14 protein-coding genes are annotated in these 14,598 nt (G+C 67.6%); 3 read left to right on the top strand and 11 right to left on the bottom strand.

Going from position 1 to position 14,598, the window contains the following annotated elements:
* Nucleotide 1: 1 nt before the first annotated feature.
* From EV580_RS30960 to EV580_RS30945, 4 genes are read right to left on the bottom strand one after another with little or no spacing between them, the layout of a single operon-like run.
* A complete protein-coding gene (locus EV580_RS30960; RefSeq protein ID WP_286171936.1) occupies nt 2-739 on the bottom strand; it encodes a hypothetical protein in 738 nt (245 codons plus the stop codon).
* Entirely contained in the window at nt 736-1,920 is a 1,185-nt protein-coding gene (locus EV580_RS30955; RefSeq protein WP_133696526.1) for a zinc ribbon domain-containing protein, read from the bottom strand. The genes EV580_RS30960 and EV580_RS30955 overlap by 4 nt, the downstream gene beginning before the upstream one ends.
* Nucleotides 1,917-3,500 carry a S53 family peptidase gene (locus EV580_RS30950; RefSeq protein WP_133696525.1) on the bottom strand — a complete coding sequence of 528 codons (1,584 nt, stop codon included), beginning with the start codon at nt 3,498-3,500 and terminating at the stop codon, nt 1,917-1,919. Before EV580_RS30950 ends, EV580_RS30955 begins: the two co-directional genes overlap by 4 nt.
* 56 nt (nt 3,501-3,556) lie before the next feature.
* Complete coding sequence (locus tag EV580_RS30945; protein WP_208114683.1) at nt 3,557-5,185, bottom strand: metallophosphoesterase; 1,629 nt, start codon at nt 5,183-5,185, stop codon at nt 3,557-3,559.
* A 249-nt stretch (nt 5,186-5,434) separates the two neighbouring features.
* Here EV580_RS30945 and EV580_RS30940 point away from each other — a divergent pair, with 249 nt between their 5' ends.
* Together EV580_RS30940 and EV580_RS30935 are read left to right on the top strand one after the other, a co-directional pair.
* Nucleotides 5,435-6,598: a serine hydrolase domain-containing protein gene (locus EV580_RS30940; protein ID WP_133696844.1), complete on the top strand. Its 1,164-nt coding sequence runs from the start codon at nt 5,435-5,437 to the stop codon at nt 6,596-6,598.
* Nucleotides 6,599-6,652: 54 nt separating this feature from the next.
* Nucleotides 6,653-7,495 carry a DUF1542 domain-containing protein gene (locus tag EV580_RS30935; protein WP_133696522.1) on the top strand — a complete coding sequence of 281 codons (843 nt, stop codon included), beginning with the start codon at nt 6,653-6,655 and terminating at the stop codon, nt 7,493-7,495.
* 64 nt (nt 7,496-7,559) lie between these two features.
* Here EV580_RS30935 and EV580_RS30930 read toward each other — a convergent pair whose 3' ends face one another.
* Genes EV580_RS30930 through EV580_RS30900 form a run of 7 tightly spaced genes read right to left on the bottom strand, consistent with a single transcriptional unit; the run spans nt 7,560 to nt 14,052 of the window.
* Nucleotides 7,560-9,251: a cation:proton antiporter gene (locus EV580_RS30930; RefSeq protein ID WP_133696520.1), complete on the bottom strand. Its 1,692-nt coding sequence runs from the start codon at nt 9,249-9,251 to the stop codon at nt 7,560-7,562.
* Between the two features lie 39 nt (nt 9,252-9,290).
* Entirely contained in the window at nt 9,291-10,082 is a 792-nt protein-coding gene (locus EV580_RS30925) for an Fpg/Nei family DNA glycosylase (protein ID WP_133696519.1), read from the bottom strand.
* Between the two features lie 3 nt (nt 10,083-10,085).
* Nucleotides 10,086-10,565 carry a ribose-5-phosphate isomerase gene (locus tag EV580_RS30920; RefSeq protein ID WP_133696517.1) on the bottom strand — a complete coding sequence of 160 codons (480 nt, stop codon included), beginning with the start codon at nt 10,563-10,565 and terminating at the stop codon, nt 10,086-10,088.
* Between the two features lie 26 nt (nt 10,566-10,591).
* Nucleotides 10,592-11,545 (bottom strand): isopenicillin N synthase family dioxygenase, encoded by a 954-nt coding sequence (locus tag EV580_RS30915; protein WP_133696515.1) that lies wholly within the window; start codon nt 11,543-11,545, stop codon nt 10,592-10,594.
* On the bottom strand, nt 11,542-11,988 hold the full coding sequence (locus tag EV580_RS30910; RefSeq protein ID WP_133696513.1) for a nucleoside deaminase: 447 nt from the start codon (nt 11,986-11,988) through the stop codon (nt 11,542-11,544). Before EV580_RS30910 ends, EV580_RS30915 begins: the two co-directional genes overlap by 4 nt.
* Entirely contained in the window at nt 11,985-13,394 is a 1,410-nt protein-coding gene (locus EV580_RS30905; protein ID WP_133696512.1) for a purine-cytosine permease family protein, read from the bottom strand. The genes EV580_RS30910 and EV580_RS30905 overlap by 4 nt, the downstream gene beginning before the upstream one ends.
* A gap of 49 nt (nt 13,395-13,443) precedes the next feature.
* Nucleotides 13,444-14,052 (bottom strand): mycothiol-dependent nitroreductase Rv2466c family protein, encoded by a 609-nt coding sequence (locus tag EV580_RS30900; protein WP_133696510.1) that lies wholly within the window; start codon nt 14,050-14,052, stop codon nt 13,444-13,446.
* 199 nt (nt 14,053-14,251) lie between these two features.
* On the opposite strand from EV580_RS30900, the gene EV580_RS30895 reads away from it, so the two are divergent.
* Nucleotides 14,252-14,587 (top strand): DUF732 domain-containing protein, encoded by a 336-nt coding sequence (locus EV580_RS30895; protein ID WP_286171935.1) that lies wholly within the window; start codon nt 14,252-14,254, stop codon nt 14,585-14,587.
* The last annotated feature ends 11 nt before the right edge of the window (nt 14,588-14,598 follow it).

The following is a 14,598-nucleotide window of genomic DNA, read 5'->3' as shown; positions in this document are numbered from 1 at the left end:
CCTACCGGGGTGGATCGCCCTTCCACTGAAAGCTGTTGATGTACTTGCCCAAATCCTGGGCGAGTTGCAAATTGGCTCCCGACGGCAAGCTGGGGCCATCACCGGGCCGGAATGGGCGGTAGGGCCCGATCGCGGCGCCGATGAGCGTCAGGTCGTTCTTGACCGCCGCCATCACGACAATGCGGGTGCGCCGGGCGACTCCGCTGGTGCCCTGCGGATAGACATCCAGCACGGCGCCATAGCCGAGTTGGTAGCCGACGGTCGCGTTCGGCAGCACGTAGGCGACGGTGGCGTCAGGCTGCTTCTCGTGCAGCAGGTCGTCGACGACCTGTTCGGCCGTGCGCCCCTTGGCCGGAACGCTGAACAGTTCCATTGCGCCGCCGTCACCACCGGTGAACACGGCGTTGACCCCGTCACTCTCCTTGGTGATCGTGTAGGCCGACCCCTCCCCCGGATACGCCACCGAGAACGACCCGTCGGGCGGCGAGAAACGCGGATTGGCTTGTACCGGAATCCCGGTCGGCGGCTTGCCACAGTCCGGTGGGCAGGCGTAGCGAACCGGCGGGGCGGCGGTGAGCAACGAGGCGGCGGTCATCGCGCCGACGACGACCACGAGCCCGGCGGTCAACAGCATCAACAGTCGTCGCAGCGACGTATAGCGAAGCGGCGTCGCCGAATACGACCCGGACAGCACCGAGTAGCCGGGCGCGAGTTCGCGCGTCACCGCCGGCGCGCTCACTGCTCCACCAACTCGGTGTCGGGCTGCGGGCGATCCTGCCGGCGAGCCTCACGTGAGCTGCGCGACGCGGCATGCGCGGCGACACCGCACGCCGGACAGAACGCCACGTCGGGCACGACGTGCCCGCATCCCGGACAGAGGATGGGCAGCTCGGGATGCAGCGGGTCCTGTGGTTCGTGAAGCACTGCCACCTGCATCCCGACCCGCAGCGCCACCACCGCCGCGAACGCCAGTGCGACGTGCACCAAAAACTGGAGTTCCGAGGCGATCTGGAGCACCTCGACCAGTCCCACATTGGCATACGCCGCAGCGGCGACCACCAGTATCAGTCCCCCGGCCGCCAGTTGGCGGATACGCGAGGCGTCCGGCCGGCGGTGGTACCACAGCCCGATACCAACCAGGCCGCTCACCGTCGCCGCCGTCAGCGGCATCGTCAGCCCGCGGACACCGGCCTCGATCAACAGATCGGTCACCGACTGGTCGCTCAACGTGATGCCGGCGTCGATCTCCTGAACCAGCCGGACCATTGTCGCCGTCACCGCGAACACCGTCGCGCCGAGCACACCGATCGCGAAGCCGTCCAACGACTCTCGCACCCGGGGCCGGGTCAGCCGAACCAACACGGTCGGCAGCTGCATCGCCAACAGCCCCCCGAACGGGATGATCAGGGCGTCTTTCACCAATGTCGCCGTCGGCACTTCGGTGCCCAGGCCGAGACTGTAGGACTCGGCGACGATCGAGGCGGTCAGCAGCGTCCAGCCCACCCCCACCGCGATGCCGAACACCACGGTCAAAGCCCAAACACGCCAAGATAAGTCGGCGATGACACCGGTCTCGGTCAGGTAGATCACGAACAGCAGCAGCGGCGCGAACGTCGCCACCGCCACCATCGGGACGTACCAGTGCAGCACGCTGAACGCGATCAGCAGCGCCGCCACCAAAGCCAATCCGACCCGGAATGTGCCAAGCGAGCGACGCGGCAGGTGCGGGAACAGTGAGCTGACGAGCGAGGGTTGCAAAACGTTCTCACCGGGTGCCGCGACAAAGGCGTTGACCCGCAACCAGTCCGGGCCACCACCCTGTTCACGCACCAGACGTGCTCCGCACCGTCCGCAGAACCTGCCCGCCGGAACGTCGTGCCCGCAGACTCGGCACGGCATGGTCTCGGCCGGCGTCGTCATGCCATGCCCCGCTGGATGTCGAGGATGTCGCGAGCCAGGTTGTCGACGTTGGGGGTGCCCAGCCCGGTCACCATGTCATAGCCGGGGCCCGCAACAGCCACCGCGTTGGTGCCCAGCACGATGTCATGGAATGCCGGCCTGGTCGCCCCGGCGGCCACCCGGTACAGCGTCGGATTGAGATCGCCGAGCGCCCTGCCTCCGTTGTCGCGCAGGAACTGGTTCATCACCGCAGCGATGCCCGCCCACAGCGGCGCGGCCTGCGATGTGCCGCCGCCGACGACCAGTTGCTGGCGCAATACGATCACAGCGCCGGTGGTCGTGTCGGCTACGGCCGAGACGTCCGGGGTCAGCCGTCGCAACGCGGTGGTCGGTGCCGCCGTCTGCCACTCCGGCCGGTCGAACAGGGCGGAGATCCCACCCCCACTGCCCTGCGTCAGCGGCCCGTCGCTCCAGCCGTTTTCGGCGAGCCACTGATAATGCTGGTCGGTCGACAGCGTCGTGCCTCCGACGGTTGTCACCTCCGGCAGCGAGGCCACCGCGTCCAGGCCCACATCAGCCGGACCCGGTGGAGCCGACCAGTCATGCCCGCGTTTGCATTCCAGGCCGGCGAGGTCCCCGCTGGCGTTGAACACGGTGGTGCCCCGCGACACGGCGTCGGTCACGGCTTCGCGGATCGGGGTCATGTCGGCGGCGGTCGCCATCCGATCGCAGCCCCACCCGATCGACAGGCTCCACACCGCACCGGGGAATCGCTTCGCGACCTGCTGCATCATGTCGGCGATCTTGACGTAGGTGCCGCCGCCCTCGACCGTGGGACGCGCGTTGACCAGGACCTTGCGCGCATCGGGGGCCAGTGCATGCGCCACTTGCAGATCCATCGATGCCTCGTTGTTGCGCTGCTCGGGCATGCCGCCGACGACCTCGGGGGTGAACGTGGGCAGACCGTAGGTCTGGGCATACATGTCGAGGTCAGCCTGGTCGAAGCCGTCGAACGCGAACACCACGATCGTGGTGCCTTTACCGGTGTAGCCGGCACTGGCCAGCGGCCGCACGTTGTAGATGGTGCGCAACGCATCCGGCGGCAGGCTGTGGTCGGGCACATCGGTGGGGAGCGGCCGGATCGACGGGCTGCTGGAGTGATACGGCGTGTAGCTGAGAATGCGACCCAGGGCCGACACCGAATCACGCAGCGCCGCAGGCACCGCCGGTTGCTCGGGTGAGGCGTAGAACCGCTCGCCCAGCGGGCTGCGGTAGTCGTGCACCGCGACGCCCAACGCGGACGCGACGCTGGCCGGCGGCCCCTGCAGCACCGCCCACCGGGCACCCTGTTCCCAACGCACCGACAGTCCGTTGGCCGCCGCCCACCGCTGCAGCCGGTCCGGGGTTTGGGTGCCCTGCAGTTCGGCGGTCAGCTGCACCGCCTGCACCTGCGAGTCACCGAGGTTGTCCGAGGCTGCCAGCAACAGTTGATAGGGGCCGGTAATCGCTTGCGGTGCAATCGAATCAGCGTGGGGCCGCGCACCACATCCGGCGAGCGCGAGCACGCCCACCGATAGCAGGGCTAGCACCGTACGAGTCATGGGTGAACCGAACCATAGTGCACTGACGTGCGATTTGCACCGAACCCGAGCCGAAGCTAAGCGCGGACCTCGCGGCGGTAGGTCAGCTTGTCGAACTCACGCCCGTATTCGTCGACGGCAGTGACGTCCATTTCGCTCAGCAGATTTCCCGGCCGCACGTCGACCCGGATGAACGCATAGTTGCGGAACCGTACCCGCGACCACGCGATCCCCTCGGTCTGCTTGTGGCCGTCGGCCGTCCAGACGTAGCTGTTGGGCACGGCGGTGTCAGGTAACTCGTGGCCGCGGTAGCTCTCCTGCTCACCAGGCTGGAAGTTGTAGCGGCGCCGCCCGCCCGAACCCACTGTGTAGTACACGGTGCCGTCGGTCTCGGGGTAGACGATCGCGTTGTCCTCGGCGACCCGGGTGGGCGCCCCGGCACGCATCGGATCGGTCCGCTCGAAGGCGTGGTTGTGGCCCTGCAACACCAGATCGACCTGGTAGCGGTCGAACAGCGATTCCCAGGCCGCCCGCACACCCCCGTCGCTGGCATGGTCGGAGACAGTGGAGTAGGCGCAGTGATGGAAGAACGCGACGATGAAGTCGATATCGGGGTTCGCCCGGTGTTCCGCCAATGTTCTTTCCACCCAGAGATTTTGAGCGCCGTGCGAGTACCCGGTGTTAGCTTTGATCTCGTAGCTGACGTCGTTGGCGTCCAGCGAGAGCACCGCGACATTACCGTAGGTGAACGAGTAGACCGACGGGCATCCCGCGGGGCCATTGCCCGGAAAGCCCAGCCGCGCAAGGTGGCCGCCGTAGCCGTGCACCGGGTAGGCAGCCTCCATATCGTGGTTGCCGGTGGCGAACATCCACGGTGTCGTCGACGCGCTGGCCTCGATGGAGCCCAGGTACACGTCCCAGACGTAGGGGTTGAACTTGTCGAATCCCTTGGGCGGATCGCCTTTTCGGACGAATTGTGGCGGTTTACCTTCCCCACTCGGGTCGGCGTAGGCGATGTCGCCGGCCAGCACGTGAAAATCAGGGCGCGAGGCGACGATCTGATTCAGCACGTTCGCGGCATGCGGGGCCGTCGGGTCGTTGTCGGGCCTGTAAGAGTTGTCGTCGTAGTAACCGGGGGCCAGACCCGGTGGGAACAAAGGTGTTTCGTTGGTTCCCTGATCCCCCATCATCGTGAACCGGAACCAGCCCACGGCATCACGCGCACTGGGCATGCCGGTGGTCGCGGAGAGCACATCGGTGACGACGCCGTCGTCGGTGCGCCAGCGGTAGAAGTGCGGCGTACGCCCGGGCAGCCCGTCCAGCGGTGCGTGGACGTAGAACTGCTCGGCCGAAAGCACGCCGCCGCTGCTGTCCGGGAGCTGGGTGACCAGGTTGCGGACTTCCGCCTCCAGCGTCGCCCCGAGTCCCGGCGTCGGGCCGTGGTCGACGAAGACCTTGGTCGCGCCGGGATTGCGGGAAAGCTGGGCGGCCAGCCTTAGCTGGCTCGACGCGTCCGGGCCGTATCCGACCCGCCGGCCCGCCACTCCCAAGGGCGCGTCCTGCGCGTAGGCCCGGTGCCCGAACGGCGCGGTGCCCAGGGCCGCGACAGCCGCGGCGGCCGCCGACCCGCGCAGGAAGTTACGGCGCGACACCGCGTGGCGGCGCAGGTACGTCTGATGCCATTCGTGCTGCTCGGCCATCGTCATCCGGCTCGCCAGCGCCGGCGGAATGCCCGTATCGGGAATCTCCACATCACGATCGTGACCTACCGACCTGGGAGAACGGGGAAGTGTCTGGAAACTCGGCGTGAACAGATTTGTGGGCGCCAACGCTAATTACGACCTGGTTGCGATTGCGCTCCAATCGTCCTCACATCTTTGCTGGCTAGCGTGATCTCCGTAGATTCGGACGTTGATACCCGGCGGCCAGGAGGCGCGTTGAGCGACCACACACCCATGGGCGGTACCTGTGCCGCGGGTTTTGGCGCGGTTCGCGACGCCTTCGCCGAGAACTTCTCTGACGGCAACGAAGTGGGCGCCGCCGTGGCGGTGTGGGTCGACGGCGATCTGGTGGTCAATCTGTGGGGTGGCTACGCCGACGCCCGCCGGCGGCGGCCGTGGCGGGAAAACACCCTGGCCAGCGTCTTCTCCGGCACCAAGGGCCTGACCAGCACCTGCGTGCATCTGCTGGCCGACCGCGGCGAGATCGACCTGCACGCGCCCGTCGCGCAGTACTGGCCGGAGTTCGCCCAGAACGGCAAGCAGGACATCACCATCGCATCGGTGCTGGGGCACCGGTCCGGGGTGATCGGCCCACGCACCCGCATGCACTGGAGTGACACCACCGACTGGGACCGAGTGTGTGCTGACCTGGCCGCCGCCGAACCGTGGTGGCCGCCGGGAACGGCGCAGGGCTACCACATGGTGACGTTCGGCTTCATCCTCGGTGAGGTGATCCGCCGGGTCACCGGGCGCACCGTCGGCCACTATCTGCGCACCGAGATCGCCGAGCCGATGGGTATCGACGTGCACATCGGACTGCCCGCCGCCGAGCACCATCGCTGCGCCGAGATGATCAACAAGCCCCACATCCGCGACGTGCTGGCCAACGGCGAGGCGCCGGGATATCCGACCTCGCTCGCGGAGCACCCGATGGCCGGGCTGTCGGTCGCCATGGGTTTCGTGCCCGACGACGAACTCGGCTCCAACGAACTCACGCGCTGGCGCTCCAGCGAGTTCCCCGGCACCAACGGTCACGTGTCGGCGCTAGGACTGGCCACGTTCTACAACGGGCTGGCGCAGGAGAAGCTGCTCAGCCGCGACCATCTGGAATTGGTGCGGGTCTCCCAGGGCGGCTTCGACGCCGACGTCGTACTCGGTGCCCGAGTGGCCGATCACGGATGGGGCCTGGGCTACATGCTCAATCAGCGCGGGGTCGCCGGGCCGAACCTGCGCAGCTTCGGCCACGGCGGATCGGGCGGCTCCTACGGGTTCGTCGACCTCGAACACCGCATCGGCTACGCCTACGTGATGAACTATTTCGACGCCACCAAATGCAACGCGGACCCCCGCAGCACGGTGTTGAGCGATGCGGTCTACCGCGCCCTCGGCGTGCTCTGACAAGCAAATTCTCGTTCTCCGAGCCACATTCACAGCATCGGTAGTGTGGACGCCATGAACGGTGTGCTGGTGGTGCTCATCCTGGTGGTCGTGGTGGCGATCGTGCTGGCGGTGTGGAGCTCGTCGCGGGCCTCGGGCAATCGCAACGCGGCCTCGCTGGCCGACGCCAAAGCTGACGCGCGCCGGGTGATCGAACGCCTCGGCGGCCAGGTGCTGAACCTCAACGGCACCAACGATGCCGCCACCCAGGCACTCGCCGACGCCTCGGAGCGGTTCACCGCCGCCTCGTCGCAGATCGACCAGGCGGCCACCGCCAAGCAGGCCATGCTGGCCAAGGAAAGTGCGATCGAGGGGCTGTACTACGTGCGCGCGGCGCGCACCGCGATGGGCATGGATCCCGGCCCGGAGCTCGAGACGATGGCAGGCCAGAAGTCGGCGGGTGCGGTCACCGAGGATCGCAAAGTTCAGTTCGAGGGCCGCGAGATCGAGGCCTCCCCCGTGCCCAGTGCGCGCACCCCGAACTACTACCCCGGCGGTCGGGTCGCCGGCCGTCCGGTGCCGGCCGGTTGGTACTCCGAGCCGTGGTGGAAGACGGCGTTGGTCGCCGGCGCCTGGGGTGTGGGTTCGGTCCTGCTGTTCGATGCGTTGTTCTCCGGTATGGGTGGCGTCGACTACGGCGCCTCGGGCTTCGAGAACGGCTACGGCTCAGGCTTCGATCAAGGCTTCGACCAGGGTTATGACCAGGGTCTGGACGCCGGCCAAGACGGCGGTTGGGGCGCCGACGGCGGCGGCTGGGGTGGTGACGGCGGCGGTGACAGCGGCGGCTGGGGCGGCGATGGCGGCGGTCTCGGCGATTTCGGTGGCGGCGATTTCGGCGGCGGGTTCGGCGACTTCTAGGGATCCGGCGGGCTGGGGGTACCGCCCCGCCGCAGGCTAGGGGGAGAGCGTAGCGACCCGGGAATTAGAGTCTGCTCTCCATCCGCGCGGTCACACTCGCTTCCTGCAGATCGAGGCGGCCGAGCATCGCGCGCACGGCCTCGTCATCGATCTGGCCGGAGTCACGCTGGCTGATCAGCGCGGCGCGCTGCGCGGCCAGCACCTCGCGGTACAGGGTTGAGAACACTTCCGCGCGCAGGTCATGCTCCTCGGGATCGGGCATCTCGTCGGCATCCTTCGAGTGCCGGGCGATCCAGTTGCGGATGTCGGTCAGCACGTGGGGATCGAGCCCGTCGGGCGGGTGGGCCTCGAACCACGCCAGCACATGATCGGCCGCTTCGTGGACCGTCGTCTCGGCCTTGGCCGTCTCCTCCCGGTCGTAGGCGCGGTCGTCTTCGGGCGACGACAAGTTCAGCCGGCGGATCAACGGCGGCAGAGTCCACCCCTGCAGCAGCAGCGTGCCGACCGCGACCACGAAGGCGATCGCCTGGATCGTGGCGCGCTCGGGGAAGGGCTCACCGCTGGCGATCGTCGGCGGGATACCGGCCGCGGCGGCCAGCGTCACCACACCGCGCATCCCGGTCCAGGACACCACCACGTTCTCCTGCCAGGTCAACGAGGTGTGGTCGATCATGGCCCGCCACTTGCCCTTTGGCTTCTTTCGCTGACGAACACCCAGCGCACCGCGACCACCGCTCTCCGGGATCGGCACACTCAGCCTTCGATCCACGTGGCGGAACAGAGCGCCGCGACCGAACATCACAAACACCGACAGCGGACGGATCACCAACACGATCGCCAGCACCACCGCTGCGGCGACGGCCACCTCCGTCAGGGACTCGTGGGCGTCGCGCAGGTCTTCCAGGACGAACCGCAGATGCAGGCCGATGTAGGCGAAGACGAACGCCTCCAGCAGCACGTCGACCGAATGCCAGACGTAGCGCTCCTGTAGCCGCGTCTGGTAGCCCGCACTCAACGTGCCGCTGCCGACGACGAATCCGGCGGCCACCACGGCCAGCACGCCCGAGGCGTGGAACCGCTCGGCGGTGATGTAGGCGGCGAACGGCACCACCAGGCCCTGGATCGTCTCCAGGCTCGCGCTGTTCAGGCGGTTGCGGATCCACAGCGTCACGTAGCCCAGGACAACGCCCACCACCGGACCGAGCACCGCGCTGTAGCCGAACAGCAAGAACGGGTTGTCGATGAAGATGTGGGTGCCGGCGACCTGCGCGACGGCGATCGAGAACAACGCCAGCGCGGCGGCATCGTTGATCAGGCTTTCGCCGGTCAGGATCGTCATGACCCGCTTGGGCAGGCCCAGCTTGCGGCCCACGGCGACGGCGGTCACGGCATCCGGTGGCGCGACGATGGCGCCCAGCACCAGCGCGGTGGCGAACGTCAACGGCACCACACCCACCCACGCCGAGACCGCGGCGACGGTGACCGCGGTGACGACCACCAAGCCCACCCCGAGGCCGAGGATCGGTTTGATGTTGCGGATGAACGCCGGGAACGAGAAGTCCAGCGCCGCGGAATACAGCAGCGGCGGCAACACCACGGTCAGCAGGACATGCGAGTCCAGTTCAGGCGCTACGAATCCCGGCAGGAACGATGCCGCAATGCCGACGATGACGATCATCAGGGCGGGTTCCAGGCCACGCTGATTGGCGATCGCCGCGACAACGATGGCGCCGACGACGACGAGAATCAGTTCCATGCAAGCATTCTCGCGGGTGGCGCAATTCGGTGCAGCGCGTTACACCTGACAGGTGGGACACCAGAACACGTTGCGGGCCTCCAGCACGGCGGTCCGCACCGGCGTCCCGCACACCCGGCACGGGTCGCCGGCCCGTCGGTACACGTAGGTCCGAGGCCGGTTCGGCGCATACGACGGCGCACCGTGGTCGTGTTCGGGGCGCACCACCACGATCTTGCCGCGCCGCACGCCGACCTTCATCAGCGCGACCAGGTCGGTCCAGGCGTCGAGGAATTCGGCCTCGCTGACGTCGCGGCCCAGCCGGAACGGGTCGATGTGATGGCGGAACAACAATTCGCTGCGATACACGTTGCCCACTCCGGCGATCACGCTCTGATCCATCAAGAGTGCACCGATGGTTTTGCGCGACTTGGAGATTCGCTCCCACGGCTGTGCGGGGTCGGCGTCTCGGCGCAACGGGTCGGGCCCCAGCCGAGCCACGATCGCCGAGACCTGCGCCTCGTCGACCACGTCACAGGCGGTCGGGCCGCGCAGGTCAGTGCCGTATTCCGCACCGACGACCCGCATCCGCACCTGGCCGACGGGCAGCGGCATCGGCACCGGCGCCTCGGTGAAGGTGCCGTACAGCCCGAGGTGGATGTGCACGATCGAGCCGCCGTCGTAGTGATGGAACAGGTGCTTGCCCCACACGGACGCCCGGGTGAACACCCGGCCGTTGAGGATCGCGGCGTCGGCGAACCTGCCCTGCGGGCTGGACACGGCCGCGGGAGCGCCGGCGAAGCGGCGCTGATGCAGCCGGGCGAGCCGGTGCAGGGTATGGCCTTCCGGCACGGGTCAGGCCGGGGCGCCGGGCACCGGCGGCGGCACGTGGGTGCGCTCGTACTCGTCGAGGATGTCGATACGCCGTTGGTGGCGTTCAGCTTTCGACCACGGGGTGGACAGGAACGCGTCGACGATCGCCAGCGCTTCGTCCTCGGTGTGCATGCGGCCGCCGATGCCGATTAGCTGGGCGTTGTTGTGCTCGCGGGCCAGCGACGCGGTCTCGGTGCTCCACGCCAGCGCGCAGCGGGCGCCGGGCACCTTGTTCGCGGCGATCTGCTCGCCGTTACCCGAGCCGCCCAGCACGATGCCGAGGCTGTCGGGGTCGGCGACCGTCGCCACCGCGGCGGCGATGCAGAACGCCGGGTAGTCGTCCTCGGCGTCATAGGTGAACGCGCCGCAGTCGATCGGCTCGTGACCACCCTTTTTCAGGTGCTCGATGATGGCCTGCTTGAGTTCGTATCCGGCATGGTCTGAGCCGAGGTAGACACGCATGGCCGTTACCTTACTTCGGCGCCCGCTCAGCCCACAGTGATGGCGTCCAGCCGCTCCTTGATGAACGCCGACGATGTCACCGCCGTCAGGCCTGACACCTTGCCGATCGGCGGCGCCAGCGGGGTGACCAGTGCGTCGTGGTTGGCCTCGTAGAAGTAGACCAGCGAGATCAGGTCCTCCTCAGGAGCGTGCGGCTGCGGCGGCAGCACCCGATGTCGTCCCGACGGCCAGCGCCGTCCGCTCCAGTATTCGAGAAGGTCCCCGATGTTGATCGTCAGCGCCGACGGGTCGTAGGGCGCATCCTCCCAGCCGTCAGCCTCGGAAAAGACTTGCAGCCCACCGGCTCCGGGCTCGCGATCCAGGATCGTCACCGTGCCGAAGTCGGTGTGCGGGCCGATCCGGAACTGGCCGGGCTCGGGCTCTCCGACGACGCTGACGGGCGGGTAGTGGTTGATGTTCAACGTCCAGGTCGGCCGGTCGGCAAGGGCGACGAACGGGTTGTCGGGCAGCCCGAGCGCGTGGGCCATCAGCGCCAGCAGGTCGTCGGCCAACCGGTGCACGGCCTCGGTGTATTCGTTCACCAGCGCCTGCAGTTCGGCGACCTCTTCGGGCCAGACGTTGGGCGCGAACCAGATCCGGTCGACCTCGGGATCGCCGACGGCGGTCTCGGCGCCCAGGCTGTAGCTCTCCTTGAGGTCGGGTGGCGTCTCGGTGCCCTCGGCGTAGGCATTGGCCTCGGCGCCGGGCGCGATCCAGCCGTGCCCGCCGACCGGCACCGAGTACTGCCGTTTGACGGCGTCGGGCAGGCTGAAGAACTGGCGCGACGCGGCTCGCACCGCGGCGGCCAACGCCGGGTCAATGCCGTGGCCGGTCACCAGGATGAATCCGGCCCGCTGCAATCCCTCGTCGAGTTCGGCGGCGACGATGTCGGCCTCGGCTCCCCCGGCCCGCCAGCGGGAGATGTCGATGGTGGCGATCACTCGGCCACTCCGATGTCCTCGTTCCACAGTTCGGGGTTCGCGGCGATGAAGTCGGTCATCATGGTCACGCAGCGCTCGTCGTCCAGCAGCGTCACGTCGACGCCGTAGTCGGCCAGCCAGTCGTGCCCGCCGACGAAGGTGCGACTCTCCCCGATCAGCACCGCGCCGATGTTGAACTGGCGCACCAGCCCACTGCAGTACCAGCACGGCGAGAGCGTGGTGACCATGATCGTCGAGCGGTAGTCACGTTGACGGCCGGCAGCGCGGAAGGCGTCGGTTTCGGCGTGCAATGACGGGTCACCCTGCTGAACGCGTCGGTTGTGCCCGCTGCCCAAGAGCACGCCGTCGGCACTGAACAGCGCGGCACCGATCGGAATTCCGCCTTCCGCCAAGCCTTTTCGCGCCTCGTCGATAGCGACCTCGAGCATCTCGGGAGGCGTCATACCGCTTTGCGTTCGGCGGCGATCTTCGATCGGCATAGCCCAAGATAACTCGCGCCGGCGATCAGGAAGCCCACGAAGAACGTGATGTCGCCGAGCTGGGGCAGCTCTCGGGCGACGTAGCCGACGAACTTCACCTGGTTGGAGAACAGCAGCACCGACACCACCAGGCCGATCGCGAACGACGCGAACCCGGGCCAGTTGGTGTAGCTGCGGTCGTAGAGGAACCCGGCGATCGACTGCCCCTGCCGCAAATACTGGTCGGCGAACACCACACCCAGCCACGGCCCGATCCAGTAGGCGATGATCAGCAGGAAGGCCTCGTAGCTGGCGGCGGCATCGGGCAATGCCCACCAGGCGATCGCGAAGCCCGCGACACCGAAGAACACCGTGACCAGAGCTCGCGCGATGTGGGCGGGCAACTTGACGCCGATCGTCACGAAAGCCATTGCCCCGGAATAGATGTTGATCGCGTTCGCGGCGATGGCGCCGACGGCGATGGCCAGCAACGTGGCTTTCGCCAGCGGGGAGGCCAGCTCACTGGTGAACGCCTCGGTGGGGTTGTCGGACAGCGCCGGGCCGATGGTCACCGAGGCCGCACCGACGGTCTCCAGGATCACGCAGGACCAGAACAGTCCCATCGAGGCGAACAGCCCGGTGCGCGCGGTCGACACGGTGGCCGGCAGATACCGGGTGTAGTCGGCGGCATACGGCGTCCATCCGGCGGCGTAGCCGAAGGCGGTGCCGACGGTGAGCAGGAACCCGCCGAGGCCGCCGACGCCACCGTCGACCGCGGGCGCGTCGAAGTGCGATTTGGACAGGATCACCACCGACGCGACGGCGAAGATCACCGCGAGTACCGGGAACGACCACCGCTCGAATGCCTGCACCAGGTTGTGGCCGAAGAACGCGAACGCGGTCTGGATCAGCACGATGATGACCAGGCCGACCAGCGGCGCGATGTGGAACAACGTGGCCAGCGCGTAGGCGCCACTGACGCTGTTGGTAGCGAACCAGCCGACGCCGGCGGTCACCGACATGAGCACCGACGGCACCGCATTGCCCTTGAACCCGAACGCCATTCGGCCCAGCACCATCTGCGGCACGCCGTGCAGTGGCCCGCGCGCGGACAGGAAGTAGTGCGCGATCGCGCCGAGGCCGGTGCCGATCACGATGCCCGCGACGGCCTGCCAGAACGTCATTCCGTAGACGGCCACCGCGAGCACGCCGACGAAGATCGTGGCGAACTCGAGGTTGGGTGACGTCCACGTCCAGAACAGCTGGCGCGGCTGTCCGTGCCGGTCTTCGTGGGAAATGAACTCGTTGCCACCGGGTTCGACGGCCACCAACTTGTCGCGGTAGGTGCCGTCGGTCTGCACGCTCGGCTCTGCCGGGTCAGCCACTGTCATGGACTAAAGGTTGTACCTGGCGAGCCGGCGCGCAACCGGAGGACGAAATCTAGTCGAACTGCGGCGCTTCGGTCCTGGTCCGCTTGAGCTCCCAGAAGTGCGGGTACGACGCGAAAATCACCGAGGCATCCCACAATTTGCCGGCTTCTTCGCCGCGCGGAATGCGCGAGAGAACCGGGCCGAAGAAGGCCACGCCGTTGATGTGGATGGTCGGCGTCCCGACATCCTCGCCGACGGCGTCCATGCCCTCGTGGTGACTCTTACGCAAGGCATCGTCGTACTTGTCGGTGGCGGCCGCCTCGGCGAGCTCGGCGGGCAGGCCCACCTCTTCGAGCGCTTCGGAGATGACGACGGCGAAGTCCTTGTTGTTCTGGTCATGGATGCGGGTGCCCATCGCGGTGTACAGCGGCGCGAGTACCTCGCGGCCGTGCGCCTGCTCGGCGGCAATGGCGACCCGGACCGGACCCCATGCCTGCTTCAGCCCTTCGCGGTATTCCTCGGGGAGATCACGGCCCTCGTTGAGTACCGCCAGGCTCATCACCCGGAAGTCGACGTCGATATCGCGCACCTTCTCGACCTCGAGAATCCAGCGCGAGGTGATCCAACACCACGGGCACAGCGGGTCGAACCAGAAACCGGCGACGGACTTCTCGGACATGGGGCTCCTCCCAGCGATGGACGCAGACCTTCAACTCAACTCATGTGGTGAGATCACTGTTCCCGTTCTCGCACGCGAACACCACCAAGCTGGAGATGACGGCACAGGAAACGCATAGGTGGCAAGTCTTGACCCAACCGTGTTGTTCCTGTGACCAATGTGCACCAGTGTTCCACAAGTGATTGCAGTGATTCGAGTAGTGACCGCCGCCGCGTTCGTCGCAGGCGCAACCGCACTGGCAGCGCCGGCCCAGGCCGACACCGTCGACGACGCCTTCATCGCCGCCCTGAATCAGGCCGGCATCCACTACGACAACGCCGCAGCCGCCACCCAGCTGGCCAAGTCGGTCTGCCCGCAGCTCGTCGGCCCGGGCGCATCCTTCGGCGAGGCGGTGTCGAAGGTGCAGGGCGGCGGCATCCCGCCGCAGATGGCGGGATTCTTCGCGGGGATGGCCGTGAAGCTGTACTGCCCGGCGATGATGAAGTCGGTCACCAACGGCACCTTCTTCAACTGGATCCAGGCCCCGCACATGTAGGTCGGGCTGCC

Source organism: Mycobacterium sp. BK086, assembly GCA_004362315.1.
Classification (GTDB): Bacteria; Actinomycetota; Actinomycetes; order Mycobacteriales; family Mycobacteriaceae; genus Mycobacterium.
The sequence above is the reverse complement of the archived record's forward strand: the minus strand, read 5'-3'. Positions and strand labels throughout refer to the sequence as shown.

Coding starts and splice junctions, on each gene's coding strand:
- EV580_RS30955 (WP_133696526.1), bottom strand. CDS start 1,920: ATGACGACGCCGGCCGAGACCATGCCGTGCCGAGTCTGCGGGCACGAC.
- EV580_RS30950 (WP_133696525.1), bottom strand. CDS start 3,500: ATGACTCGTACGGTGCTAGCCCTGCTATCGGTGGGCGTGCTCGCGCTC.
- EV580_RS30945 (WP_208114683.1), bottom strand. CDS start 5,185: ATGACGATGGCCGAGCAGCACGAATGGCATCAGACGTACCTGCGCCGC.
- EV580_RS30940 (WP_133696844.1), top strand. CDS start 5,435: ATGGGCGGTACCTGTGCCGCGGGTTTTGGCGCGGTTCGCGACGCCTTC.
- EV580_RS30935 (WP_133696522.1), top strand. CDS start 6,653: ATGAACGGTGTGCTGGTGGTGCTCATCCTGGTGGTCGTGGTGGCGATC.
- EV580_RS30930 (WP_133696520.1), bottom strand. CDS start 9,251: ATGGAACTGATTCTCGTCGTCGTCGGCGCCATCGTTGTCGCGGCGATC.
- EV580_RS30920 (WP_133696517.1), bottom strand. CDS start 10,565: ATGCGTGTCTACCTCGGCTCAGACCATGCCGGATACGAACTCAAGCAG.
- EV580_RS30910 (WP_133696513.1), bottom strand. CDS start 11,988: ATGACGCCTCCCGAGATGCTCGAGGTCGCTATCGACGAGGCGCGAAAA.
- EV580_RS30905 (WP_133696512.1), bottom strand. CDS start 13,394: ATGACAGTGGCTGACCCGGCAGAGCCGAGCGTGCAGACCGACGGCACC.
- EV580_RS30900 (WP_133696510.1), bottom strand. CDS start 14,052: ATGTCCGAGAAGTCCGTCGCCGGTTTCTGGTTCGACCCGCTGTGCCCG.